The sequence below is a fragment of the Agromyces sp. Soil535 genome (genome assembly GCF_001428255.1).
Lineage (GTDB): Bacteria > Actinomycetota > Actinomycetes > Actinomycetales > Microbacteriaceae > Agromyces.
This window is the reverse complement of record NZ_LMRW01000024.1, coordinates 140,791-164,252: the sequence shown is the minus strand read 5'-3', so window position 1 is coordinate 164,252 and position 23,462 is coordinate 140,791. Positions and strand designations below refer to the sequence as shown.

Annotated in this window: 22 protein-coding genes; 18 read left to right on the top strand and 4 right to left on the bottom strand. The window is 71.5% G+C overall.

Going from position 1 to position 23,462, the window contains the following annotated elements; genetic code table 11:
• Nucleotides 1–11 precede the first annotated feature (11 nt).
• The 4 genes from ASG80_RS16015 to ASG80_RS16000 are packed head-to-tail and all read left to right on the top strand — an operon-like array spanning nucleotide 12 to nucleotide 4,417.
• A complete protein-coding gene (locus ASG80_RS16015) occupies nucleotides 12–836 on the top strand; it encodes an ABC transporter permease (protein WP_056732477.1) in 825 nt (274 codons plus the stop codon).
• Nucleotides 833–1,897, top strand: a complete 1,065-nt coding sequence (locus tag ASG80_RS16010; RefSeq protein WP_056732475.1) for an ABC transporter ATP-binding protein — start codon at nucleotides 833–835, stop codon at nucleotides 1,895–1,897. The genes ASG80_RS16015 and ASG80_RS16010 overlap by 4 nt, the downstream gene beginning before the upstream one ends.
• A 7-nt stretch (nucleotides 1,898–1,904) precedes the next feature.
• Complete coding sequence (locus ASG80_RS16005) at nucleotides 1,905–2,966, top strand: hypothetical protein (RefSeq protein ID WP_056732474.1); 1,062 nt, start codon at nucleotides 1,905–1,907, stop codon at nucleotides 2,964–2,966.
• Nucleotides 2,963–4,417 (top strand): aldehyde dehydrogenase, encoded by a 1,455-nt coding sequence (locus ASG80_RS16000; RefSeq protein ID WP_056732472.1) that lies wholly within the window; start codon nucleotides 2,963–2,965, stop codon nucleotides 4,415–4,417. The genes ASG80_RS16005 and ASG80_RS16000 overlap by 4 nt, the downstream gene beginning before the upstream one ends.
• A gap of 34 nt (nucleotides 4,418–4,451) precedes the next feature.
• Here ASG80_RS16000 and ASG80_RS15995 read toward each other — a convergent pair whose 3' ends face one another.
• Complete coding sequence (locus ASG80_RS15995) at nucleotides 4,452–5,699, bottom strand: MFS transporter (RefSeq protein WP_056732470.1); 1,248 nt, start codon at nucleotides 5,697–5,699, stop codon at nucleotides 4,452–4,454.
• Nucleotides 5,675–6,175, bottom strand: coding sequence for a RidA family protein (locus ASG80_RS15990; RefSeq protein WP_056732468.1), 501 nt, complete (start codon nucleotides 6,173–6,175; stop codon nucleotides 5,675–5,677). The genes ASG80_RS15995 and ASG80_RS15990 overlap by 25 nt, the downstream gene beginning before the upstream one ends.
• A gap of 86 nt (nucleotides 6,176–6,261) precedes the next feature.
• Between ASG80_RS15990 and ASG80_RS15985 the strand changes: the two genes are divergently transcribed.
• From ASG80_RS15985 to ASG80_RS15960, 6 genes are all read left to right on the top strand, one after another.
• Complete coding sequence (locus ASG80_RS15985) at nucleotides 6,262–6,783, top strand: RidA family protein (RefSeq protein ID WP_162256645.1); 522 nt, start codon at nucleotides 6,262–6,264, stop codon at nucleotides 6,781–6,783.
• 64 nt (nucleotides 6,784–6,847) lie between these two features.
• A complete protein-coding gene (locus ASG80_RS15980; RefSeq protein WP_056732463.1) occupies nucleotides 6,848–7,759 on the top strand; it encodes an amidohydrolase family protein in 912 nt (303 codons plus the stop codon).
• Between the two features lie 80 nt (nucleotides 7,760–7,839).
• Complete coding sequence (locus ASG80_RS15975) at nucleotides 7,840–9,075, top strand: aminotransferase class V-fold PLP-dependent enzyme (protein ID WP_056732462.1); 1,236 nt, start codon at nucleotides 7,840–7,842, stop codon at nucleotides 9,073–9,075.
• Nucleotides 9,076–9,079: 4 nt separating this feature from the next.
• Entirely contained in the window at nucleotides 9,080–10,171 is a 1,092-nt protein-coding gene (locus tag ASG80_RS15970; protein ID WP_162256644.1) for an FAD-dependent oxidoreductase, read from the top strand.
• Nucleotides 10,168–11,715, top strand: a complete 1,548-nt coding sequence (locus ASG80_RS15965; protein WP_056732458.1) for a gamma-glutamyltransferase — start codon at nucleotides 10,168–10,170, stop codon at nucleotides 11,713–11,715. The genes ASG80_RS15970 and ASG80_RS15965 overlap by 4 nt, the downstream gene beginning before the upstream one ends.
• Nucleotides 11,712–13,712 (top strand): primary-amine oxidase, encoded by a 2,001-nt coding sequence (locus ASG80_RS15960; RefSeq protein WP_082590493.1) that lies wholly within the window; start codon nucleotides 11,712–11,714, stop codon nucleotides 13,710–13,712. The genes ASG80_RS15965 and ASG80_RS15960 overlap by 4 nt, the downstream gene beginning before the upstream one ends.
• 66 nt (nucleotides 13,713–13,778) lie before the next feature.
• Here the strand turns inward: ASG80_RS15960 and ASG80_RS15955 are convergent, their stop codons facing one another.
• Together ASG80_RS15955 and ASG80_RS15950 are read right to left on the bottom strand one after the other, a co-directional pair.
• Entirely contained in the window at nucleotides 13,779–14,474 is a 696-nt protein-coding gene (locus ASG80_RS15955) for a GntR family transcriptional regulator (RefSeq protein ID WP_056732456.1), read from the bottom strand.
• 113 nt (nucleotides 14,475–14,587) lie between these two features.
• A complete protein-coding gene (locus ASG80_RS15950) occupies nucleotides 14,588–14,950 on the bottom strand; it encodes a cupin domain-containing protein (RefSeq protein WP_056732453.1) in 363 nt (120 codons plus the stop codon).
• Between the two features lie 83 nt (nucleotides 14,951–15,033).
• Between ASG80_RS15950 and ASG80_RS15945 the strand changes: the two genes are divergently transcribed.
• From ASG80_RS15945 to ASG80_RS15910, 8 genes are all read left to right on the top strand, one after another.
• Nucleotides 15,034–15,987 carry a PDR/VanB family oxidoreductase gene (locus ASG80_RS15945; RefSeq protein WP_056732451.1) on the top strand — a complete coding sequence of 318 codons (954 nt, stop codon included), beginning with the start codon at nucleotides 15,034–15,036 and terminating at the stop codon, nucleotides 15,985–15,987.
• A gap of 1 nt (nucleotide 15,988) precedes the next feature.
• The gene (locus tag ASG80_RS15940; RefSeq protein ID WP_056732449.1) at nucleotides 15,989–16,510 is read left to right on the top strand and encodes a hypothetical protein; all 522 of its coding nucleotides are present in this window, start codon (nucleotides 15,989–15,991) and stop codon (nucleotides 16,508–16,510) included.
• A gap of 111 nt (nucleotides 16,511–16,621) precedes the next feature.
• Nucleotides 16,622–17,956 (top strand): Rieske 2Fe-2S domain-containing protein, encoded by a 1,335-nt coding sequence (locus tag ASG80_RS15935; protein ID WP_056732447.1) that lies wholly within the window; start codon nucleotides 16,622–16,624, stop codon nucleotides 17,954–17,956.
• On the top strand, nucleotides 17,949–19,475 hold the full coding sequence (locus tag ASG80_RS15930; RefSeq protein ID WP_082590491.1) for a glutamine synthetase family protein: 1,527 nt from the start codon (nucleotides 17,949–17,951) through the stop codon (nucleotides 19,473–19,475). The genes ASG80_RS15935 and ASG80_RS15930 overlap by 8 nt, the downstream gene beginning before the upstream one ends.
• Before the next feature lie 13 nt (nucleotides 19,476–19,488).
• Nucleotides 19,489–21,024 carry a GMC family oxidoreductase gene (locus ASG80_RS15925; RefSeq protein ID WP_056732442.1) on the top strand — a complete coding sequence of 512 codons (1,536 nt, stop codon included), beginning with the start codon at nucleotides 19,489–19,491 and terminating at the stop codon, nucleotides 21,022–21,024.
• Nucleotides 21,025–21,047: 23 nt separating this feature from the next.
• Nucleotides 21,048–21,809, top strand: a complete 762-nt coding sequence (locus ASG80_RS15920; protein WP_056732440.1) for an amidohydrolase family protein — start codon at nucleotides 21,048–21,050, stop codon at nucleotides 21,807–21,809.
• Nucleotides 21,806–22,276 carry a cytidine deaminase gene (locus tag ASG80_RS15915; protein WP_056732438.1) on the top strand — a complete coding sequence of 157 codons (471 nt, stop codon included), beginning with the start codon at nucleotides 21,806–21,808 and terminating at the stop codon, nucleotides 22,274–22,276. Before ASG80_RS15920 ends, ASG80_RS15915 begins: the two co-directional genes overlap by 4 nt.
• A gap of 108 nt (nucleotides 22,277–22,384) precedes the next feature.
• Nucleotides 22,385–23,452: an extracellular solute-binding protein gene (locus tag ASG80_RS15910; protein ID WP_056732437.1), complete on the top strand. Its 1,068-nt coding sequence runs from the start codon at nucleotides 22,385–22,387 to the stop codon at nucleotides 23,450–23,452.
• Nucleotides 23,453–23,462: the final 10 nt, after the last annotated feature.

Here is a 23,462-nt window from a genome sequence, read left to right as displayed (position 1 = left end):
CGATGCGACCCATGAACGCCGTGCTCGGGCTCTACCGGCTCCCGATCTACGTGGTGGCCCTGTTCGCCGGGCTGCTGCTCTTCGTCCCGTTCCTCATCCTCGTCGCCACCTCGTGGACCGACGGCGCGCTGCTGATGTTCCCGCCGACCGGCTTCTCGCTCAAGTGGTATGCAGACGTCCTGCAGGATGACGCCTGGCTCGAGCCGTTCGGCCTGTCGCTGCTCGTCTCGGCCGTCTCGACGGTCATCGCGGTCGTGGTCGGCACGATCGGCGCGCTCGCGATCCCGCGTCTCAGTCGCACTGCGGCGCGATGGGTGCGCACGCTCTTCATCCTGCCGATCGCGCTCCCGCCGATCGCGTACGGCGTGGGGCTGTACGGGGTCAAGGAGCAGCTGCCGTTCCTCGATCGGACCCTCGTGCCGCTCGTCATCGGCGAGGCGCTCATCGCCGTGCCGTACGTCTTCGTGCTCGTCTCGGCAGGGATCGGCCGCATCGACCCGGCGCTGCACAGCGCGGCGGCGACCCTCGGCGCGCGGTGGCCGCTCGTCCTCTGGAAGGTCGAGCTGCCGCTCCTCTGGCCGAACGTCGTCGCTGGCGCGATCTTCGCTGCCAACATCGTCTTCGACGAGGTCGTCCTCTCCGTGTTCCTCCTCCCGCCGGGCACCCAGACCCTGCCGCTCAAGATGCTCAGCGCCTCCCAGGAGGCCTTCTCGCCGCAGCTCACGGCGGCCTCCACGATCGTCTCCCTGCTCGCCCTGGCGATCCTCGGGATCTTCTCCCGGATCAACGCCCGAGGCCCCGCGCGTCCCCGCCCGAGGAAGGTAGCCACCGCATGACCGTCTCCGTCACCATCGACCGGGTCGATGTCACCCTCGGCCACAACCACGTGCTCAAGCAGGTCTGCCTCGACGTGCAGGCCGGCGAGTTCGTCACGCTGCTCGGTGCGAGCGGCAGCGGCAAGTCGACGCTGCTCAACGTCATCGCGGGACTGCTCCACGTCGACTCCGGCCACGTGCGATTCGACGGCGAGAGTGTCGAGCGCACGCCTCCGCAGAAGCGCAACGTCGGCGTGGTGTTCCAGTCCTACGCGCTCTTCCCGCACCTGAGCATCGGCGACAACGTGGCCTTCCCGCTGCTCGCTGCGCGTCGACCCGCTGCCGAGCGCCGCAGGGTCGCGGGGGAGATGCTCGAGCTCGTCAAGCTCGGCGGGATGCAGGCGCGGATGCCGGCCTCGCTCTCCGGCGGGCAGCGGCAGCGGGTGGCGCTCGCCCGCGCCCTCGCGGCGAACCCCGCCGTGCTCCTCCTCGACGAGCCGATGGCGGCGCTCGACAAGCAGTTGCGCGAGCAGATGCAGGTGGAGATCAAGCGCATCCAGCAGCGCGTGGGGATCACGACGATCGCCGTCACCCATGACCAGACGGAGGCGCTCACGATGTCCGACCGGGTCGCGATCATGCACGAGGGCGTCTTCGTGCAGATGGCCGCGCCGGAGGACCTGTACCGGCGTCCGGCGACGGAGTACGTGGCGAAGTTCCTCGGCGAGGCGAACCTCGTCCCGCTGCTCGACGGCCGCATCCTCGAGCTCGACGAGCGGCACCGCAACGACGGCGTCGCCGTCATCCGGCCCGAGGACCTCTCGATCCTGCCGGCCTCGGCGCCGTCAGGGGCCTGGTCGTTCGAGGGCGTCGTCCGCATCGTGAGCTTCCAGGGCGACCGCTATCGCATCGAGCTGGAGACGGCGGGCGGTGCCCCCATCGTCTGCACCCTCCCGTCGACCGCCGACGTGTCGTCGCTCGTCGTCGGGGGGCCGGCGCGTCTCGGCTGCGCCGACCCATCCCGCGTGCACATCATCTTCCCGTCGGCGGTGCTCGCCGAGTCCGAACCCGTCGCGGTATGAGCCCGGCGTGATCTCGACCGTACTCGGCGAGATCGAGGCGGCGGAGCTCGGGGTGGCCTCGATGCACGAGCACGTCCTCGCGGACGCCTCCGCACTGCAGCGCACCGGAGTCGAGCTGCTCGATCCTGCGCAGCCGGTCACCGCCGAGCTCGCCGGAGCCCTGCGTTGGGGACAGCTCGCGCTCGAGGACAACCTCCGGCTGGAGGATGTCGCGGTGGCCGCGGAGGAGCTCGCCCACGCCGCGCGCGGCGGGCAGCGCGCGGTCGTCGAGGCGACCTCGCTCGGGCTCGGCCCGGACCACGGGCGCCTCCCGGGGATCTCGCGCGCGACGGGTCTGCACGTCGTCGCCTGCTACGGCGCCTACCTCGGCGGCGGCATCCCGGCCTGGTACCGCGAGCTCGACGAGAACGGGCGCGAACGGCTCTTCGCCGCGGCCCTCGCCGACGCGATCCCAGGAACGGACTTCCGGGCCGGGATGCTCGGCATCATGGGCACGACGGACGCGTTCACCGGCGTCGCCGGCGTCGACGAGCGGGCGAGCCTGCGGGCCGCAGCGCGGGCCGCAGCCGCCCACGGAGCCGCGGTGAGCATTCGGCTCGACCCGGGTCGCCGGAACGGCCTCGCGGTGCTCGCCGCGGTCGAGGCGGCGGGACTCCCGGCGGCGCGCGTCGTCCTCGCCAACGTCGACGAGTACGCCGACCCCGGCTACCTCGCCGAGCTCGGCGCCGCCGGAGCGGTCCTCGAGATGTGCTTCGGCGGTGAGGGCGGGCACCTCGGCCGCGTGCGCAACACCCCCGACTTCGCTCGGCTCGACGCACTGGTCGGTCTGCTCGCCGACGCTCCGGAAATCCGCTGGGTGCTCGGCACGTCGCTCTGGACCAAGGCCCAGTACCGCCGTTTCGGCGGACCCGGCTACGACCACCTGGTCGCGCGCGTGATCCCGGGCCTCCGGTCCCTCGGGGTCGACGCCGAGACCCTCGCCCGCCTCACCGTGACCGAACCGGCGCGCGTGCTCGACCGCGGCCGCGCATCCGCACCATCCGCTCGACCCCAGGAGACCCACCCGTGAGAGATCAACTGATCGAACTGCCCGCGCTGCACCCCTATCTCGTCGACGGCGCCTGGCTCGCCCCCGAGGGCGCCGAGCGCATCCCGGTGATCGACCCCGCCACCGGCGTCGCCTTCACGAGCGTGCTGCAGGCCGGCCCCACCGAGACGGATGCCGCGGTCGCCGCCGCGAGGCGCGCGCACGAGGAGCGCCGCTGGATCGGGCTCACCCCCCACGAGCGTGCTCGCATCCTGCACCGCGTCGCCGAGCTCATCGAGGAGCGGCTCGAGGAGCTCGCCGTGCTCGAGACCCGCGACAACGGCAAGCCGATCGAGCGCTCGCGTGCAGACACCGCGACGGCCGCTCGCACCTTCCGGTACTTCGCGGGGGCGCCGTCGCGGCTCACCGGGAGTGTCGTGCCCGTCGACGGCGGCGACCACCACGTCTACACGGTGCTGGAGCCCGTCGGCGTCGCGGCGCTCATCCTGCCCTGGAACTTCCCGATCATGACCGCGAGCTTCAAGCTCGCGCCAGCGCTCGCCGCCGGCTGCTCGGTCGTCGTCAAGCCGGCCGAGCAGACCCCGATGACGATGCTCGCGCTCGCCGGCATCCTCTCCGATGCGGGGGTGCCTGACGGAGTCGTGAACGTGCTCACCGGGGACGGCCGGGTCGGTGCGCAGCTCGTCGCGCACCCTGGGGTCGACAAGGTCTCGTTCACGGGCTCCACCGAGGTGGGGCGCACGGTCATGACCAGCGCGAGCGCCGACTTCAAGCGGCTCACCCTCGAGCTCGGCGGCAAGAGCCCCAACATCGTCTTCGCCGACGCCGACCTCGACGCCGCGGTGCTCACCGCCATGCGCGCCTCCTTCGGGCACTCGGGCCAGATGTGCACCGCCGGCAGCCGCCTGCTCGTCCAGCGCGGCATCCTCGACGAGGCGACCGAGCGACTCGCGGCCGCCGTGCGACGGGTGCCCGTCGGCGACGGCCTCGCGGGCGGCGTGACGGTGGGACCCCTCGTGTCGGAGGAGCAGCGCCGGCAGGTGCTCCAGTACATCCGGGCCGGGATCGACGAGGGGGCGGAGCTCGCCGTCGGCGGCGAGGTGCCCGATCGTCCCGGCTTCTACGTCGAGCCGACGCTCTTCACGGGCGTGCGCAACGACATGCGGATCGCACGCGAGGAGATCTTCGGACCGGTGGTCGGCATCATCCCGTTCGACGACGAGGACGAGGCCGTCGCGATCGCCAACGACACGCACTACGGTCTCGCGGCCGGCGTCTGGACACGGGACGTCTCGCGTGCGCACCGCATGGCGCGTCGGCTCAAGGCGGGGACGGTGTGGGTCAACACCTACAACGTGTTCGACCCGGCGCTCCCGTTCGGCGGTGTCGGGGAGTCCGGTCTCGGTCGCGATCTCGGGGAGGACGCGTTGCGCGGGTTCTGCGAGCTCAAGAGCGTGGTCATCGCGCTCTGAGCCCGGCCCGGCCGACCGGCAGACCTCGGCGAGATCAGCCCGGCTCGGGCGCCGGCGACGGCGCGCCGGCGGCGGGCGCGACTCCGCGCTGTCCGCGGAGAAGCAGCCCGACGAGCAGTTGCGCTCCGGCTACCAGGAGGAAGCTCGTGGTCTCGCCCACGGACTGCACGAGCACCCCGCCGAGCAGGGCGCCGATCGCATAGCCGATGCTCGTCATCGCCGAGAACAGGCCGACCCCGCTCGCGCGCCGGGACGGGTCGAGCCCGTCGGTCGCGAGCATGGTGAGCGCGGGGTAGAGCGGCGAATACCCGGCGCCGACGAGCACCGCGCCGATCGCCGCGACCGCGAAGTGTCCCGAGAAGGCGAGCACCGCCAGGCCCGCGCCGAGCACGAGGAGCGAGATCCGCGCGGTCGCGACGCCGCCGATCCGGTCGGGGAGCCCGCCGATCAGCAGTCGCGAGACGATGACGCTCGCCGCGAAGACGGTGAAGACATTTGCGGCGCCCGTCACGCCTTCGGCCGGGAGCCCGTTCTTCTCGAGGTGCTGGATGAGGAACGCGATCATGAAGCCCTCAGCTGCCCAGGCGGTCACGGCGACGCCGCCGGGGAGCGCGATCGTGCGCAGTGTCGGCGCCCACGCGGACATGCCGCGGGCGACCTCACGGGGGTCGGCGACCGCGACAGTCCGCGGTGCCCCCCGGACGAAGGACGCGAGCACCAGTCCGCCGACCTGGAGCGCGATCGCGACGATCCAGACCGCCTGATAGCCCGCCGACTGGGAGAGGTTCTCCCCGAGCGGCGGGCCGAGCGCGAGTCCGACCCAGACGCTGAGGCCGAACAGGCTGAGCGCGCGGCCGCGCTGCCCCGCCGGGACGACCGCGACGACCCAGGCGGTGAGCACCGTCGCCACCGCCGCGTTGCCGGCGCCGAACAGAATCCGGCTCGAGACGAGGCCGCCCACGGTGAGGCTCGCGAGCACGACGGCGAGTCCGACCGCCGCGACGACCGTTGCGACCACGATGACGGTGCGCACGCCCACGCGGTCCGCGAGGATGCCGGCGAGCGGCATCGCGGCGATCGAGGCGAACGCGGACAGCGACACGACGAAGCCCGCGAGCGCCGCGTCCCCGGCGAGGTGCTCCTGCACGATGCGCGCGAGCACCGGGGTCGAGGCGCTGTTGACGATATTGCCGAGGGTCGCGGCGAACACCAGCAGCCAGAAGGCGAGCCCGCGCGGGCCGGTCTCGGCGAGCGCCCTCACGCGGAGGCTCGCGGCGCGCACTCCAGGCTGAGCCAGAGTTCGAAGCAGTTGCCGCCGGACAGCGCGGTCGCGCCGATGGAGGCGCGGCCGGCACGACCCGCGACGGGGCCGAAGACCTCGACGAACAGGTCGCTCGCCCCGTCGGAGACGAGATGGAGGTCCTCGAAGCCGGGTGGGCAGACGACGAAGCACAGGGACCGGGAGAGCGCCACGACCTCGTCGAGGGAACCGAGCGCGTAGCGGATCATGCCGAGCGCGCTGATCGCGGCGTAGCGCGCGGCGGCGTAGCCCTGCTCGACGGTGAGGTCGACGCTCACGGAGCCGGGGTGCAGCGGCACGCCGTCGCGGGCCTCCGGGGTCATGCCACTGAGCTCGAGCAGGTCGCCGATCCGGTGGAAGGGCTTGAGCGTGCCGTAGCGCTCGCCGTACGGCGGGTTCGCATAGTCCGGGATGTCGAGTCCGAGTTCCCGGATGCGTTCCTCGGGTGTCGGGGCCATCGGTCACCTTCCCTGAAGCGGTGCGGTATTGTATCCATCACCGATGCTAGTGGATCCCATTTGGAACCCGAACCGAGAGGATGTCGATGAGCCGGAACGACCTCGTCCGGATGACCGCCGAACAGCGCGTGGCCGCGCTCGGCCTCGACATCCCGGACTATGCGAACCCGCCGTACGGCGAGCGCTACGGGGCGATGAAGGCGTTCCACATCTCCGGTCGCATCGTCACGCTGAGCGGCATGACTCCGGAGTCGCGCGACGGCGTCATGCTCCACCCGGGCCGCATCGGCGCGGACGTCACCGTCGAGCAGGGCTACGCGGCCGCGCGCTACGCCGCGATGAGCGTGCTCGGCCTCATCCGTTCCGCGCTCGGCTCGCTCGACGAGGTCTCGGCGATCGTCAACGCGCTGTGCTTCACGGTCACGACGCCGGAGTTCACCGACGTCAATCTCGTCTGCAACGGTGCGACCGACCTGCTCATCGAGGTCTTCGGTCCCGAGGTCGGCCGCACCACGAGCGCCGGAATCGGCGTGATGAGCCTCTCACGCGGCAACTGCTTCGAGATGTGGACGACGGTGGAGGCCCGGACCGCGCCGGCCACGCGATGACCACGGAGCCCGGAGGCTCCGCGAGCCGGACGACCGTCGAGGCGGTCGGTGAGGAGGCCCGTCGATGAGGATCGACACCCACATGCACCTCTACGCGAGTGCAGACGAGGGTCTCCGCGACACGACCGCCTACCCGATCGTCGAGTACGGCAGGCTGGACGGCGTGCGCTTCAGCTCCCGGGCCGGCACCGTTGAGGACGGCCTCGCGGCGCTCGCCGAGGCGGGGATGTCGTACGCGGCGGTGCTCCGCAGCTATGAGCTGCCGGGCCTGCCCTTCCCGCCCGGCGGCGAGCGGCATTGGCCGGTGCCTCCGGCGTTCCCCGAGCACGCGGCGAGGCTGCGCGCCTACAACGGGTGGCTGTGCTCGCTCGGCGCACGGCACCCGGAGCTGCTGCCGTTCGTCACCGTGAATCCCGCCGTGATGAGCGGCAGGGAGTCGGCCGCCCACGTCGACGAGCTCGTCTGCGACCACGGCGCCCGGGGGATGAAACTGCACACCATCGCGATCCGCACCTATCCCGACGATCCGGGGCTCCGGCCCGTGTTCGAGGTCGCGGCGGATGCGGGTATCCCCATCGTGGTCCATTCCGGCCCCGACATCCGCGGCTCCGGGTGGGCGCTGCCGGCAGCCCTCGCGGCGATCCTCGACGACGTGCCGCACGCTCCGCTCGTGCTCGCCCACCTCGGGGGCGCGAGCTGGCGGGACGTCGCCGCCGTCGCGGAGCGGCATCCGGCGCTGCGCTTCGACCTCTCGGAGATCGTGAACTGGGCGGGCGCGCCGAACGGCGCGACGGCGGACGAGATCTCGGCGCTCGTGCATCGGATCGGGACGCATCGGGTGCTGTGCGGCTCGGACTTCCCCTGGTACGACCCTGCCGATACGGTGGCAGCGGTCGAGGCGCTGCCGGGCCTCTCGGCACGCCAGCGGGACGACATCCTGGGGCTCAACGCAGCGCGCCTCCTCCGACTGGCGTGATTGGATCCAATTATGAGTAGTATGGGATCCAATCCGGATGGAAGCCGGATCCACGGACTTCACGGCCAGGGGGCACGCACATGACGATCGACCTGTCGACCTCGGCGGCCGACGGGGTCGCCACCGCGATCGACGTCGCCGCCGAGCGCGAGCGCACCGTCGGCACCCGCCGCCGGCACTACTTCAACGCCGCCGGCGCGGGACTGCCGAGCGATGCCGTCGTCGAGGCCGTCATCGATCACCTCCGTACCGAGCAGCACGTCGGCGGCTACGAAGCTGCCAACCGGGCCGCGCCCGCGCTGGACGGGGTCTACGCCGACGCCGCCTCGTTGCTCAACGCGCAGCCCGACGAGATCGCCCTCTTCGACAGCGCAACCACCGGCCTCCGTGTCGTGTTCGATGCCTTGCGGCTCGGCCGCGGCGACACCGTGATCGCCCCCCGATCGAGCTACGTGAGCCAGGCGCTCCGCCTGTTGTCGCTTCGCGACTACGACGGCGTCGAACTCGTCGTCCTCCCCAACGGCGCCGACGGCGCCCTCGACCTCGACGCGCTCGACGAGGCCCTGCACGCGGCCGGCCCGGGCGCCGTGCTGAGCGCCGTCCACGTGCCGACGAGTTCCGGCCTCGTCGAGCCGATCGAGGAGATCGGGCGTATCGCCCGCGCCCACGGCGCACGCTACATCCTCGATGCGACCCAGTCGGTCGGGCAGATCTGCATCGACGTCGACCGGGTGGGCTGCGACGTGCTCGTCACCACGGGCCGGAAGTTCCTCCGCGGGCCGCGGGGCACCGGCTTCGCCTTCCTGCGGCGGTCCTTCCTCGACCAGCTCGCCCCCTGGGCGCCCGACGTGCGCGGCTCCGACTGGACCGGCTTCGACGAGTGGATGATGTCGTCGCCCGCGCGGAAGCTGGAGACCTGGGAGTCGTCGGTCGCCGGTCGGGTCGGACTCGGCGTCGCCCTTCGCGAGGCGCTCGAGCGCGGTCTCCCCGCGACCGAGCGCCACCTCGTCGATCTCGGCGTCGATCTGCGCGACCGGCTCGCAGGGATCACCGGGGTCGAGATCGCCGATCCGCCGCGCTCGCCCTCGAGCATCGTCACCTTCACGGTCGCCGGACACGCTCCGCGCGACATCGCGGCCGCCCTCCGCGAGCGCCGCATCGACAGCATCGCGATCCCGGCCGGCCACGCGCAGTGGGACCTCGGCGACCGCGGCCTCCCGGGTGTCGTCCGCCTGTCTCCGCACGTCTACAATGACGAGACGGATGCCACCGCCCTCCTCGACGCCGTCGCCGACCTCGCCCGACAGGTACGGTGACGACGTGACCGCACGATACGACGCCGTCATCCTCGGGCTCGGCATCCACGGCTCCGCGTCCGCGTACGAGCTCGCGAGGCGCGGCCTGCGCGTCGCCGGGATCGAGCGATTCACAGCCGGTCACCCTCGCGGCTCCTCCCACGGCGCGACCCGGATGATCCGCCGTGCGTACCCGCATCCTGACTGGAACGAGTTCGTCCGGCACGCGTACCGCGGCTGGGAGCGGTGGGAGCGGCAGGCCGGCATGGTCTTCGTGCACCGCACCTCCGGCGCCTACGCGCATCGTTCAGGCGGCGGACTGCAAGGCGGTCGCAGCCGGCCGGCCTCCCTCGACGAGGTCGCCGAGGTGCTGCCCGGGCTGCGCCTGCCCGACGGCTACCACGCGACCCTCGACCCCGACGCGGGCGTCGTGGAGGCCGGCGCCGCACTCGCCTGGGCGCACGCCGCCGCCGCCGAGGCGGGCGCCGAGCTGTCGTTCGGCGAGACCGTGCTCGGCTGGGCGGGCGACGACGAGGGCGTTCGCGTGGCGACCGACCGCCGTGAGCTGCTCGCCGACCGTCTCGTCGTCGCGGGCGGCCCCTGGCTCTCCCGGCTCCTCCCCGCCGTCGGCGTGCGCGCCGAGGTCTGGCGCATCCTCACCTACTCGGCGCGTCCCGGACAGGCCGCAGCCCAGTCGCCCGCGCTCGGCGCATTCTCGGTCGATCTCGACGAGGGTCTCGTGTTCGGCCTTCCCGAGGTGGCCGGCGCCGGAGCGAAGATCGGCGTCGACGCGGGCGTCCTGTGGGATCCCGAGATCCCCGTCGCGCCGCCCACCCCCGAGGAGACCGGCCACCTCGCAGGGCTGCTCGCCCGGTTCGCCCCCGGCGTCGACGTGACCGGCGGCGAGGCGGCCGCGTGCCTCTACACCATGACCCCGGACAGGCGCTTCCTCATCGGCGCACTCGCGGACCAGCCCGGCGTGATCGTCGCCGCGGCCTGCTCCGGGCACGGGTTCAAGTTCGCTCCGGCCGTCGGCGAGGCGGTCGCCGACCTCGTCGAGGGCATCGATCGTCCCGATCTCGACTTCCTTCGCCCCGACCGGGAGGTCCTCCGATGACCCACGCCCGTCTCGCTGTGGCCGCGCCGCATCCGGCCGCGCTCGAGAGCGCCGCCGCCGCGATCGCGGCCGGTGGCGGCGCGGTGGACGCCGCGCTCGCGGCCGCGACCGCGCTCGCCGTCGTCTACCCGCACCAGTGCGGCGTCGGCGGCGATCTCGTCGCCCTCGTGCGGCGGCCGGATGGGAGCGTCACGTCCGTGCTGTCGATCGGCGCCGCGCCGGCGGCCGTCGACGTCGCGGCGTTCACCGCGGAAGGGCTCATGCCCCGGCAGGGCCCGCACACCGTCACCGTCCCGGGTGCCGTCGCCGGGTGGGCGGCGGTCGCCGAGCTCGGCGCGGCCCTCCCGCTCGCCGACAGCCTGCGCCGCGCTGCCGAGCTCGCCCGCTCGGGGTCCCCGGTATCCGCCGGGCTCGCGCGCGCGCTCGCCGGCCGCCGCGAGATCCTGCTCGAGGACGCGGGCATGATCGGGGTGTTCGGTGACGGCGATGGCGGCCTGCTCGCCGAGGGCGACCTGCTCGTGCAGCCTGCGCTCGCGACGACCCTCGACGCGCTCGCAGTCGATCCCGGCGCGTTCTACCACGGGCCGATCGCCGAGTCCATCGCGGGCCGGCTCGCCGAGCTCGGATCCGCGATGACCGCCGCCGACTTCGCCGCGCACCGCGCCGAGCGCCCTGAGCCGCTCATGGCCGACGCAGGCGGCGCCCGCTGGTGGGTGGCTCCTCCGCCGAGCCAGGGAGCGGTGCTGCTCGGCATCCTGCCGGACGTGCTCGCCCAAGCGGCGTCGCCGGGCGAACGCGACATGCTCGAACTGATCGTCGCCGCGCGAGAGGCGGCCCTCACCCGGCAGTCCCGACTCGGCGATCCGCGCGGCGGCCCGATCGACGTCGCGGCGCTCCTCGACCCGCGCGGCCGCGACGACGACGGCGAACTGCCGAAGGCGGGTCGCGCGCTCGGCGACACCGTCGCCGTCGTCGCCGCAGACGCTGACGGCACCGTCGTCACCGTCATCCAGAGCGTCTACCAGTGGTTCGGTTCGGGCCTGCTCGACCCGGGCACGGGCGTCGTCCTCCACAACCGCGGCGCCGCCTTCAGCGTCGACCCGCGCCACCCCGGCCGCATCGGTCCGGGCCTGCGCCCGCCGCACACCCTGCTCCCCGTGATCGTCGAGACCGACGACCTCGTCGTCGGCGTCGGCTGCCAAGGCGGAAGCGCCCAGCCCTGGATCCTCGCGCAGGTCGCCCCCCCGCTGCTCGACCCCTCGGCCGTCCCTGCCGAGGTGCTTGGCCGCGGCCGGTGGGTCATCGGCGCGAAGGATCTCGGCCATCCCGTCCTCACCCTCGTCGCCGAACCCGGTGCCGAATCCGCCGCGGCAGCCGCCGAAACGCTCGGCCTGCCGGTCGCACGCGCCGACCACCTGCTCGACGAGGCGGGTCACGTGCAGGCCGTCCGCCTGCGCCCTGGATCGGGCGTGATCGACGCCGCGAGCGACCCGCGCGCCGACGGCGCCGCCCTCATCGTCGTCACCCCGGAGGAAGCAGCATGACCGACCCCACTCGCCACGTCCTCGACCCGCTCCGGGGCGACGAGATCGAGACCTTCGTCGCCGCGATCCGCGCCGACGCCCGCATCGGCGATCGGCCGCGATTCTGGGGGATCGCGCTCGACGAGGAGCGCGCGCGCCACGCGCTCGCCGAGGGTCCGCGACCGGTACGCAGCGTCGTCATGAATCCGGATGCGCACGCCGCATGGGAGGTGCGCGGCTGGACCGCAGCGGGCGACGCCCTCGCAGTTATCGAGGGCTGGACCTCGATCGACCACCGCCGTCCGGGCGTGTCGAGCGATGAGGCGCGGATGATCGCGCAGGCCGCCCGCAACTCGCCGCTGCTCACGGAGGCGCTCGCCAAGCGCGGTATCACCGACACGTCGCTCGTCTGGGTCGACCCGGAGTCGATCACCGGATTCGAGCCCGAGGACCTGAGCGACCGCCGGCTCAGCTGGGGCACCGTCTGGCACCGCGAGTTCCCCGAGGACAACGGCTACGCCCGCCCTGTAGCCGGGCTCGTGCCGATCCTCGACCTCGACGCGCTCGAGGTCGTCCGCGTCGAGGACCACGGTGTGATCCCGATGGCGAGCGAGACCGGGATCTACAGGCCCGGGACGTGGGGCCCCGACCGCGCGGTCGCCCCGCTCGAGATCACCCAGCCCGATGGCCCGGGCTTCACGATCGAGGGACAGCTCGTCCGCTGGCAGAACTGGAGCCTTCGCATCGGGTTCAGCCACCGCGAGGGCCTCGTGCTGCACGAATTGGCGTACGACGACCACGGCACGATCAGGCCCGTCCTCGCCCGCGCCGCGGTCAATGAGATGTACGTGCCGTATCTCGATGACGACCCCACGGCGTACCGGAAGAACTTCTTCGATTGGGGCGAGTACGGTGCGGGTCCGCTCACCGCCTCACTCGAGCTGGGGTGCGACTGCCTCGGCGAGATCCGCTACTTCGATGTCGAGTACCTCGACGGACACGGCGAGGCGAAGCGGATCGTCAACGGCATCTGCGTGCACGAGGAGGACGACTCGATCCTCTGGAAGCACGTGAACACACGCACCGGCAGCGCGGAGGTCCGCCGGTCCCGAAAGCTCGTCATCTCCGCGTTCGCGACCGTCGCGAACTACGACTACGGCTTCTACTGGTCGTTGCACCAGGACGGCTCGATCGAGCTCGAGGTCAAGCTCACCGGCCTGATGTCGGTCTCCGGCATCGCCGACGACGAGACGCCGCGCCATGGCCGTCTGGTGGCTCCCAACGTGCAGGCGCCGACGCACCAGCACTACTTCGGCGTACGGCTCGACACCGCCGTCGACGGGCCGCGCAACCGCCTCGTCGAGGTGCATGCCGAGTCCGACCCGGACGAGTCGCGCAACCCGTACGGCAACGCCGTCATCGCGGTCGAGACCCCGATCACCACGGAGGCGATCGGAGGGCGGATGGCCGACCCTGCGCGCGCGCTGCACTGGCGGATCGAGAGCGAGTCCTCCACGAACCGGTACGGCGAGCCGACGGCGTACCGACTCGCCCTGCCCAACACGACGCAGCTGTTCGCACGGTCCGGCAGCACCGTCGAGCGCAAGGCGCCGTTCGTGTCGCGGCACCTCTGGGTGAGCGCCTACGACGCCGAGCAGCGCTTCATCGCAGGCGAATACCCCAACCAGGGCGAGCTCGGCGATGACGGCGTGCATCTGTGGCAGCAGGCCGACCGCTCGCTCGTCGACGAGCGCCTCGTGCTGTGGCCGGTCATCGGCGTGCACCACTTCCCGCGCCCCGAGCAGTGGCCGATCATGCCCGTCGACAGGATCGGGTTCCGACTGGAACCCGACGGCTTCTTCGACCGCAACCCCTCGCTCGACGTGCCTCCGTCCGAGGCATCCGCCGACTGCGGTGTCCCGGCATCCGCGGCTCCCGGCGCGCACGCCGGCCAGGCCCACCACGGCGGTCATGACCACCACGGCGGCCATGCCCACGAGGGGCACGGCCACCACTGAAGCATCGACGATCCCAGTGCCTCGGACGGTGCCGACGGCGGTGCGTTCGCGGACGCACCCGGTGGATCAGCCGGTGAACACCGTCGAGGAGCGGCGCTCGTACCACTGGGCGAGGTGCACGCCGGCGCTCATCACGTGGTCGCGCATGAGGTCGGCGGCCCGGTCGGCGTCGCCCGCCTCCAGCGCGTCGACGAGCTCGCGGTGTTCTGCGAAGTTCTCGTCGCGGTGGCGCGGGTTGTCCTGCAGCACGCGCGCCGAGACGTTGCGCGGGAACGCATCGTTGATCTCGGCCAGCATGCGGGCGAGGCGCGTGTTGCCCGAGGCTTCGTAGATGAGCGTGTGGAAGGCGTCGTTGGCGCCGGCGTTCTCATCGGCGCTCGCCTCGCCCGCGGCGACGGCGAGCGAGCGCTGGTACATCCGATCATTGACGGCACGCAACTCAGCGATCTTGGACGCGTCGAGCCGCGACACGGCGCGCCGCGCTGCGAGCGCCTCGAGCTCGGCACGGATCTCGTAGACCTCGCGCACCTCCCACGGCACGGGCACCCGCACGACCGCACCGCGGTTCGGCATGACCTCGATGAGGCCGCCGCTCTGCAGCTGGCGCAGTGCCTCGCGCACCGGCGTGCGGCTGATTCCGAAGTTCTCGGCGAGCTCGGCCTGGCGCAACGGGGCGCCGATCGGGATCTCGCCCGACATGATCTTCGCCCGGATGCGGGCGGCGAGGTCGTCGACGAGGGCGTTGCCTTCGGGCGTGGTCACGTGAGCGCGGTCCGTTCTTCTCGGAACGCCGGGCCGTCCCGGCGCCTGAACTCAGATTGGATCCAACTCTAGTCGCAGGTCAGCGCCATGAGGAGTGACCACGCGAGCAGCGATCAGGATCGGTACACGACGAAGACCTTGCGCAGCGTCTCGGTCACGAGCCACTCGCCGCGCCAGCCGATCGGGAAGAAGGCGGTGGTCCCCGCAGTCAGTTCGAGCGGTTCGCCATCGTCCTCGGTGACGGTCATCGTGCCGGAGACCACGTGGATGATCTCACCGCGGGTATCGAACTCCCAGCGGGAGCGACCCGGCTCGCACTCCCAGATCCCGGAGATCAGGCGGCGGTCGTCGGTGGCGAAGTCGACCCGGCTGCGCACGAGGACCGGGCCGTCCAGCGGCTCTGCGCTCGGCGGCGCAAGCGGCTTGGCCTCGAGGGCATCGGCGGGGATCTCGGCGGGGCGGTTGGTCAGTGTCATGAACGTATCCTAATCCATTAGGATTGGATCCAATCAAGAATCGTCACCCCTGTGGCGATCGACGCCGACGTGGAAGGAGCACCATGAGCGAGGACCCCGGCGTGCGCCCCGCGCTCGTCCGCGGAATGCGGCAGGAGAGTGACGGTGTGCTCTCGGTGCACCTCGAGCCGGTCGAGGGCGCGGTGGAACCCTGGGAACCGGGCGCGCACCTCGACGTGCTCCTCCCGGCAGGCGGCGTCCGCCAGTACTCGCTCAGCGGACGACCCGGCCAGCCCGGCTACCGCATCGCGGTGCTGCACGAGCCCGAGGGGCGAGGCGGCTCCGACTGGGTGCACCGCGTCCTTCGAGTCGGGGACCTCGTGGACATCAGGGGACCGCGCAACCACTTCGCCCTCGAGGAGGCCTATGCCTACCTCCTCATCGCGGGAGGCATCGGCATCACGCCACTGCTCCCGATGATCGCCCGGCTCGAGGACGAGGGGCGGCCGTGGTCGCTCGCCTACGCCGGACGCAGTCGAGCGAGCATGGCATTCGTCGACGAACTCGCAACGTACGGCGACCGCGTCACGCTCGTCCCCGGGGATGAGGACGGCCGCCTGGATGCGGACGCACTCGTCGCGGACCTCCTGCCCGGCGCCCTGGTCTACGTGTGCGGTCCACGGCGGCTGCTCGCGGGCGTGCGCGCCGCACTCGCCGCGATCGGCGCCGAGGACCGCCTCCGCGCCGAGCTGTTCGCCGCGCCAGACGACGATGGTGTCGCATCCGCGACCGACGCCTTCACCGTCGAGCTGCGGCAGAGCGGCCTCTGGTTGACCGTGACGCCGGAGCAGAGCATCCTCGAGGCGGTCAGCGCGGCGGGCGTCGACGTCATGAGCGATTGCGAGGAGGGCATCTGCGGCAGCTGCGAGACCCGCGTGATCGAGGGCGAGCCCGAACACCGGGACCACGTGCTGACCCCGCAGGAGAAGGCGCAGAACGACTGCATGCTGATCTGCGTCTCGCGGTCCGCATGCCCGCTGCTCGTGCTCGACCTCTGAGATGTCGACGCTGCTCTGCCTCGTCATGCTGGCCGGCACCGCGACAGGCATCGTGCTCGGGCCGGGGTGGCCGCGCCGGCCGCGCGGCATCCTGCTCGCCGAACTCGTCATGCTCGCGGCGATGACCGATGTGTGCCTGCTCGGGGGGATGGTGATGTCGGCCGTCTTCTGGTCGGCGCTGCTCGTGGCTGCGGCACTTGCGCTCGCGCCCACCGTGCGGCGGCGCGACCCGGCGCATGCGGAGGAAGCAGCCGTCCACCTCGTCAGCCTCGTGCTCGGCGCGGCGATGCTGCTGCTCGCAGACGGCGGCGGCCACTTCGTCGCCGGGGGCTCCCATCATGGTGCGTCCACGCCGCTCCTGGTGCCGTTCGCCGCCGCTGCGCTGCTGCACGCGGGGTTCGAGGCGCGGTTGGCCGTGCACGAGCGACGCGGGCGGGTGCGTCAGTGGACCGCTGCCGCCAGGGGGTTCAGCGCGATCGCGGGCACCGGGGCCATGATCGCGATGGTCGCGGTTGCGGGCTGAGCGGCGGACGGATGCGGCGCGTCACCTGCGTGAAACATGAATACCGCATAATTGGATCCAATTCGTCCGATATCGGATGTAGATTTGCCGTGGTGAGAACGAGGAGGCCGCGTGCTGAAGCGCGAAGACAATGAGAAGCTGACGCAGTCCGGACCCGGCACGCCGCTCGGCGGCCTGCTGCGGGCCTACTGGCAACCCGCCGCCCTCGCCTCGGAGATGCCCGAGGAGCGGCCGGTCAAGGCCATCCGGCTGCTCGGCGAGGACCTCGTCCTGTTCAAGAAGCCCAGGGGCTGGGGGCTCATCAGCCGCTACTGCGCCCACCGCGGCGTCGATCTCTCGTACGGGCGCCTCGAGGACGGGGGCATGCGATGCCTCTACCACGGCTGGCTCTACAACTCGGAGGGTCGGTGCATCGAGCAGCCCGCCGAGCCCGAGCACAGCCAGTTCCTCGGCAAGATCCGCATCTCCAACTACCCGTGCATCGAGAAGAACGGGATCATCTTCGCCTACATGGGCGCGGGCGACCCGCCGCCCTTCCCCGACTACGACTGCTTCACCGCGCCAGACGAGTACACCTTCGCCTTCAAGGGGCTGTGGGAGTGCAACTGGCTCCAGGGTCTCGAGGGCGGGATCGATCCGAGCCACGTCTCGTTCCTCCACCGTTTCATCGAGGAGGATCCACGCGACGTGTACGGCCAGCAGTTCTCGGAGGAGGTCGAGGGCACGGGCACGAAGCTCTCCAAGCTCGTCGGCGACCACTACCGCCCGGACATCGAGGTCGAGAGCGCGGAGCACGGCCTGCGTGTGTTCGCGATCCGCCAGCTGACCGAGCAGATCAAGCACGTGCGCGTCACGAATCTCATGTTCCCCAACGCGTTCGTCGTCCCCTTCGGCAACAGCAAGGTGTTCACGCAGTGGCACGTCCCGATCGACGACGAGCACCACTACTGGTACATGATCTTCTACGACTTCGCCGAGACGACGGACAAGGAGACCCTGCTCCGACAGCGACTCGAGGGCGTCTCGTTGCCGGACTACCGCCCGCTGCGCAACCGGAGCAACGACTGGGGCTTCGACCCTCGCGAGCAGAAGGAGCTCACGTACACCGGGATGGGCCTCGACATCAACGTCCACGACCAGTGGGCGGTGGAGTCGATGGGGCCGATCCAGGACCGCACGGTCGAACGGCTCGGCATCTCAGACCGAGCGGTGACCGCCAACCGCCGTCTGCTGCTCAGGGCGATCGACGCGTTCGCCGCCGGCAACCCGCTGCCCTCGCATCCGCTCGACGGGGACCAGGCCGCCACGTTCACCGGCCCGTGGGCCGTCGACACGATCGCACCCAGCGAGGGCTGGGAGCAGGTCTGGGTCGAGAAGGAGATGGAACGACGCGCCGCCTCGCCATGGGCGGGCGCGCAGATCCCGGAGGCGGCCTTCGATGCGTAACGTCGACGAACGCAAGGTCGCAGAGGCGGGCGGGGGCGCGAGCGCGAGGCCCATGCTCGCCGGGGACCGCGGCGGCTTCGTCGATCGCCACGACCTGTGGACCGAGGCGATGTACGCCAGTGCCGGCCAGATGCGGCGGGTCATGGACGAGGTCGGCATCGAGATGGTGCAGTTCGTCTTCGCCGACCAGCACGGCATCCTGCGCGGCAAGACGCTCGCCCGCTCGGCTGTCCCAGAGGCGATGCGCTCCGGGATCCGCGTGCCTTCCTCGCTCCTCCTCAAGGACACCTCCGGGCGCTCGGTGTTCGCAGTGTTCGACCCCGCAGGCCTCGGCGAGCTCGGCCGCTTCGCCGGTGCCGGAGACGTCGTGCTCGTTCCCGATCCGACGACGTTCCGCATCCTGCCCTGGACGGAGCGCACCGGTCTCGTGCTGTGCTCCCTGTACTTCCCGGACGGAGCTCCCGTGCCGTTCTGCACGCGCGGCATCCTGCGCGACCGGCTCGCGGCGCTCGCCGAACGGGACCTGGGGCTGACGGTCGGCGCCGAGCTCGAGTTCCACGTCTTCCGGTCGGACCCGGCGGGCTTCTCGCCGGAGCGGGTCGGCAGGCCCGGCGCACCGGGAGCGGCTCCGGTCGCCGCGCCGACCACGCCAGGCGCGCAACTGCTGCATGCCGAGGCGCTCGGCGACCTCGACGACCTCGTGCAGGCCCTGTACTCGGGACTCACGCGCATGGACCTGCCGCTGCGCACCCTCGAGCTCGAGTTCGGCCCGAGCCAGCTCGAACTCACCATGGATGCCGGGGATGCGGCGCGGGTCGCCGACGATGTCGTGTTGGTCCGCACCGCGGTGCGCCAGATCGCGCGCAAGCTCGGCTACCACGCGACCTTCATGTCCCGCCCCGTCGGCGCCGAGACCGCGTCGACCGGCTGGCACCTGCACCAGTCCCTGCGGAACCTGCTCACGGGCGCGAACGTCTTCGCCGCGGAGCCGGGCACGGGCGAGGTGCTGAGCGACACCGGGCGCTTCTACCTCGGAGGCCTGCTCGAGCACGCGACCGCCGCTGCGGCGTTCAGCACGCCGACGGTCAACGGGTACAAGCGCTATCAGCCGTACTCGCTCGCGCCCGACCGCGTGGTGTGGGGCGTCGACAACAAGGGCGCGATGGTGCGTGCCGTCGGCACGCCGGGCGACCCGTCGTCGCGGCTCGAGAACCGCTCGGGCGAGCCGGCAGCCAACCCGTACCTCTACATCGTCGCGCAGCTCGTGAGCGGGATGGACGGGGTCGACCGGACGATCGACCCCGGCCCCCCGGCCGAGAACCCCTACGAGAACGACGCGAAGAGGCTGCCCTCGAATCTCGGCGAGGCCGTCGACGCCCTCGAGTCGGACCAGGTGTTCCGCGCGGCGTTCGGCGACGAGGTGATCGCGTGGTACGCCCGGATCAAGCGCACCGAGTTCCACCGCTACCTCGCGCACGTGAGCGACTGGGAGCAGCGCGAGTACTTCGCGCTGGTCTAGGAGAGGGACCCCGATGGTCGAGCAGCTCCCGAAGGAGGTGGAGTACGTCGTCGTCGGCGGCGGCACGACCGGCAATGTCGTTGCCGCGCGGCTCGTCGAGGCAGGCGCCGAGGTGCTCGTACTCGAGGCCGGGCCCGACTTCGGCCCGTTCGGCGACCCGCACTGGCCCGCCGACTTCCTCGACGCGACCCGTCTCGGCCGTTCGCACGACTGGGGCTACGACTCCGGCGACACCCTGCCGGTCAAGGTCGGCTTCGAGCGCGCCCGGGCGATCGGCGGGTGCAGCGACGTCAACGGCACCACGCAGACGTGGGGACACCGCCGCGACTACGACGGCTGGGCGGAGGCCGGGAATCCGGGCTGGACGATGGACGAGCTGCTGCCCCTCTTCCACGACGGAACACGGCGGATGCGAGTCGCGGCATACCGCGCCGAGGACCTCACCCCGTGGCAGCGCGCCTGGTACGACGCCGCGCCCGCGCTCGGGATCCCGCAGCGCGCGAGCCTGAACGACGTCGACGAGGGCGCGGCAGTCGCGCCGGAGGAGAACAACATCGTCGACGGCGTACGGTTCAACACGGCGTTCGCCTACCTGGACCCGGTGCGTGCCGACCCGCGGCTGACGGTCGTCGGTGACGCCCACGTCGCCCGCGTGGTCGTCGTGCGGGGTGTCGCGGTGGGCGTCGAGGTGATCTGGCGCGGCGAGGGGCATGTCGTCCGGGCGGGTCACGTGGTCGTGAGCGGCGGCGCCTTCAACTCGCCGCAGGTGCTGCAGCGCTCCGGCGTCGGCCCCCCCGAGCTGCTCGCCCGCTTCGGCATCCCGGTCGTCGTCGACCTGCCCGGCGTGGGCGAGAACCTGCACGATCAACCGTTCCTGCTGATGAGCTGGGCGGGAAGCGACGAGATGACGCGGCGGATGACCGAGTTGCGCGCGACCGGCTGGGCACCCGACGAGCAGGCCATGGGCAAGGCCGCGTCGAGCTTCGACCCCGACGTCTTCGACCTGCACTTCCTGCCGTACAGCCCGACCCATCGGGGCGAGCTGCTCCGCTGGAGCGTCGGCGTGAGCAACCTGCAGCCGGTCTCACGCGGTCACGTGCACATCACCGGCACCGACCCGGAGTCGAAGCCGGCGATCGATCACCGCTTCCTGAGCGATCCGGAGCGTCGTGACGCGCGCGTGCTGGCCGAGGGCGCTGAGCTCCTCCGCGCGATGGCCTCGGTCCGCGGCATCCGCGAACTCGTCGGCGAGGAGCTCCATCCCGGGCTCGGGGCGGCGGCGTCGCACGACGAGCTCGTCGCCCACGTCGAGGCGAACCCCGACAATTACTGGCACCCGGTCGGCACTTGCAGGATGGGCCCGGAGGGCGATCGTGACGCCGTCGTGAATGCGCGCGGGCGGGTCCACGGGATCGTGGGCCTCACCGTCGCAGACTGCTCGATCATGCCGATGGTGCCGCGGGCGACCACCGCCATGCCCGCCGTCGTCATCGGCGAGCGCATCGCCTCCTTCCTCGTCGCCGACCGCCGAACGAATTCCCCGACCTGATCCATCGACCGAGGAGAACCCGCGTGATCATCGACGCCTACAACACCACCCAGGACCGACGGGGCCGGTCCGACTACCTGAGCGGCGCCCGCCCCGGGGAGGAGCCGCCCGCATACACGCCGTTCGATCCCCAGCGCATCCTCGACCGGATGGACGCGGCGGGAGTCGACAAGGCGATGGTGTGCTCGCTTTCGCAGCGCATCGAGAACGACTTCCTCATCGACCTCGTCGGTCGGTATCCTGATCGGCTCTTCGGCTTCGGCCAGGTCATGCCGCAGGCCGAAGATGCGGTCGATGAGATCGCGCGCATCGCTGAAGCCGGGCTCGTCGGGCTCAAGCTGCATCCGAGCCTGCACGGCTACCACGTCGCCGACCACGGCCTGCTCGACCCGATCTTCAGCGCGTGCGCCGAGCTCGGCCTCCCGGTGCTCATCAACGCACTCGACGACGCGTTCTGCGCCCCGTTCGCGATCGAGGAGGTCGCGAAGTACTTCCCCGAGGTGCCGACGATCATCGCCCACATGGGTGCGGTGTGGAACGTGCCGGAGGCGATCATCGTCGCGGAGCGCAACCCACACATCTCCCTCGAGACGTCGGCGACCCTCGTGTCGGACGTGAAGCGCGCCTACGCGCGTCTCGGTGCCGGGAAGATCCTCATGGGCTCCGAGTGGCCGGGAAGCGACTTCGACCTCGAGCGCATGAAGATCGCGAAGGCGATCCCCGACGCGGCGGACCGCGCGCTCGTCGAGGGCGGCAACATGGCGCGGCTCATGGGTTGGGAATGAGCGAGGGGCGACCGGATCGGCCCGAGCTCGCGGGTGTGCCCGCTGGCATGGGTGCGGATGACGCGGAGCTGCTGCGTCTGGCGCGCGAGCTGCTCGAGCGCCGCTACCGCGCCGGCCGGCACGAGGTGACGTCGGCGATGCGCCTCCGAGACGGCTCGATCGTCACGGGGCTGCATGTGGAGGCCTCCGCCTCGCGGGCTTCGGTCTGCGCGGAGGCCGTTGCGATCGGCGCGGCCGTGCAGGCGATCGGCGGTGACGCGGGTGGGATCGATGCGGTGGTGAGCATACTGCGTCGGCCGGGCGGCAGCTGGCATCTCATCGAGCCCTGCGGCGTCTGCGCCGAGTTGCTCGCGGAGTACGCCCCGGCGGCCCGCGTCTGGGTCGCCGTCGACGATGGCATCGCGCCGGTCGCGGCGGTCGACCTGCTGCCCTTCACCCGACGACGGGCCACCCGGCTCGACGGCTGAGCGTCGTGCCCGTTCCGGCTCGAGGATTTACCCGACCGAAACATCTTGGGATCCAGCAATAGGTATATTGGATCCAACATTCCCCCTTCGGAGAGGACACCCCATCCCATGACCACCACAGCGCGTCGCCTCCGCCGCGTCCTGGCCGTCGGCGTCTCCCTCGTCGCCGCCGGTTCGCTCGTCGCCTGCGCCGGCACGGCCGAGGAGACATCAGCCGCCTCGGAGCTGTCCGGCGAGGTCGTCTTCGCCGACTACGGCGGCCCGACCCACGACGCCCGCCAAGCCGCGTTCTTCGACGGCTTCAGTGCGGAGACCGGTGTCGAGGTCGCCTCCGCCACGCTCGAGGACGCCCTGCTGTTCGAGATGCTCGAGGGCGGCGAGGGCGACTACGACCTCGTCCAGGCCTCCGGCGACTACGTCGTCAGCTACAGCGACAACATGATCGAGCTGCCCGACACGGTCGACAACGACCTCATGCCGGAGGTCGGCCAGCCCTATGCGGCCGGCGGCTTCGTCTTCGGTATCGCCCAGGCCTGGCTCACCGAGACGTTCCCGGATGGCGGTCCGCAGACCTGGGCCGACTTCTTCGACACCGAGAAGTTCCCGGGCAAGCGCGCCTGGCCGGGCGTCGCGGGCAGCGTCGACGCCTCGTATGAGATCGCCCTCCTCGCCGACGGCGTCGCACCCGAGGACCTCTATCCGCTCGACATCGAGCGCGCCCAGGCCAAGCTCGACACCATCAAGGACGACCTCGTCTTCTATACGAGCTACGCGGAGACGCAGACCCTCCTGACATCCGGGTCGGCGGCCATCGCCGTCTCGGTGACCGGCCAGTACCAGTCCCTCATCAACCAGGGGCTCGACGTCACGATCCAGTGGAACCAGGCGTTCCCGAGCGCCTCGTACTTCGTCATCCCCACCGGCGCGCCGAACCCCGAGAACGCCATCGCGCTCGCCGAGTGGATGTCGGAGCCGGAGAACCAGATCGCCTTCGTCGAGAAGACCGGCTATGGCCCGTCGAACTCCGCCACCTTCGATCTGCTCTCGGATGAGGTCAAGGCCAACGTCCCGAACTCGGAGGAGCACCTCGCCATCTCGGTGACCCGCGACGAGGAGTACATCGCCGCCCACCGCGAGGAGCTGTACAGCAGTTACGGGGAGTGGCTGGCCGAGTAGGCGGCAACAC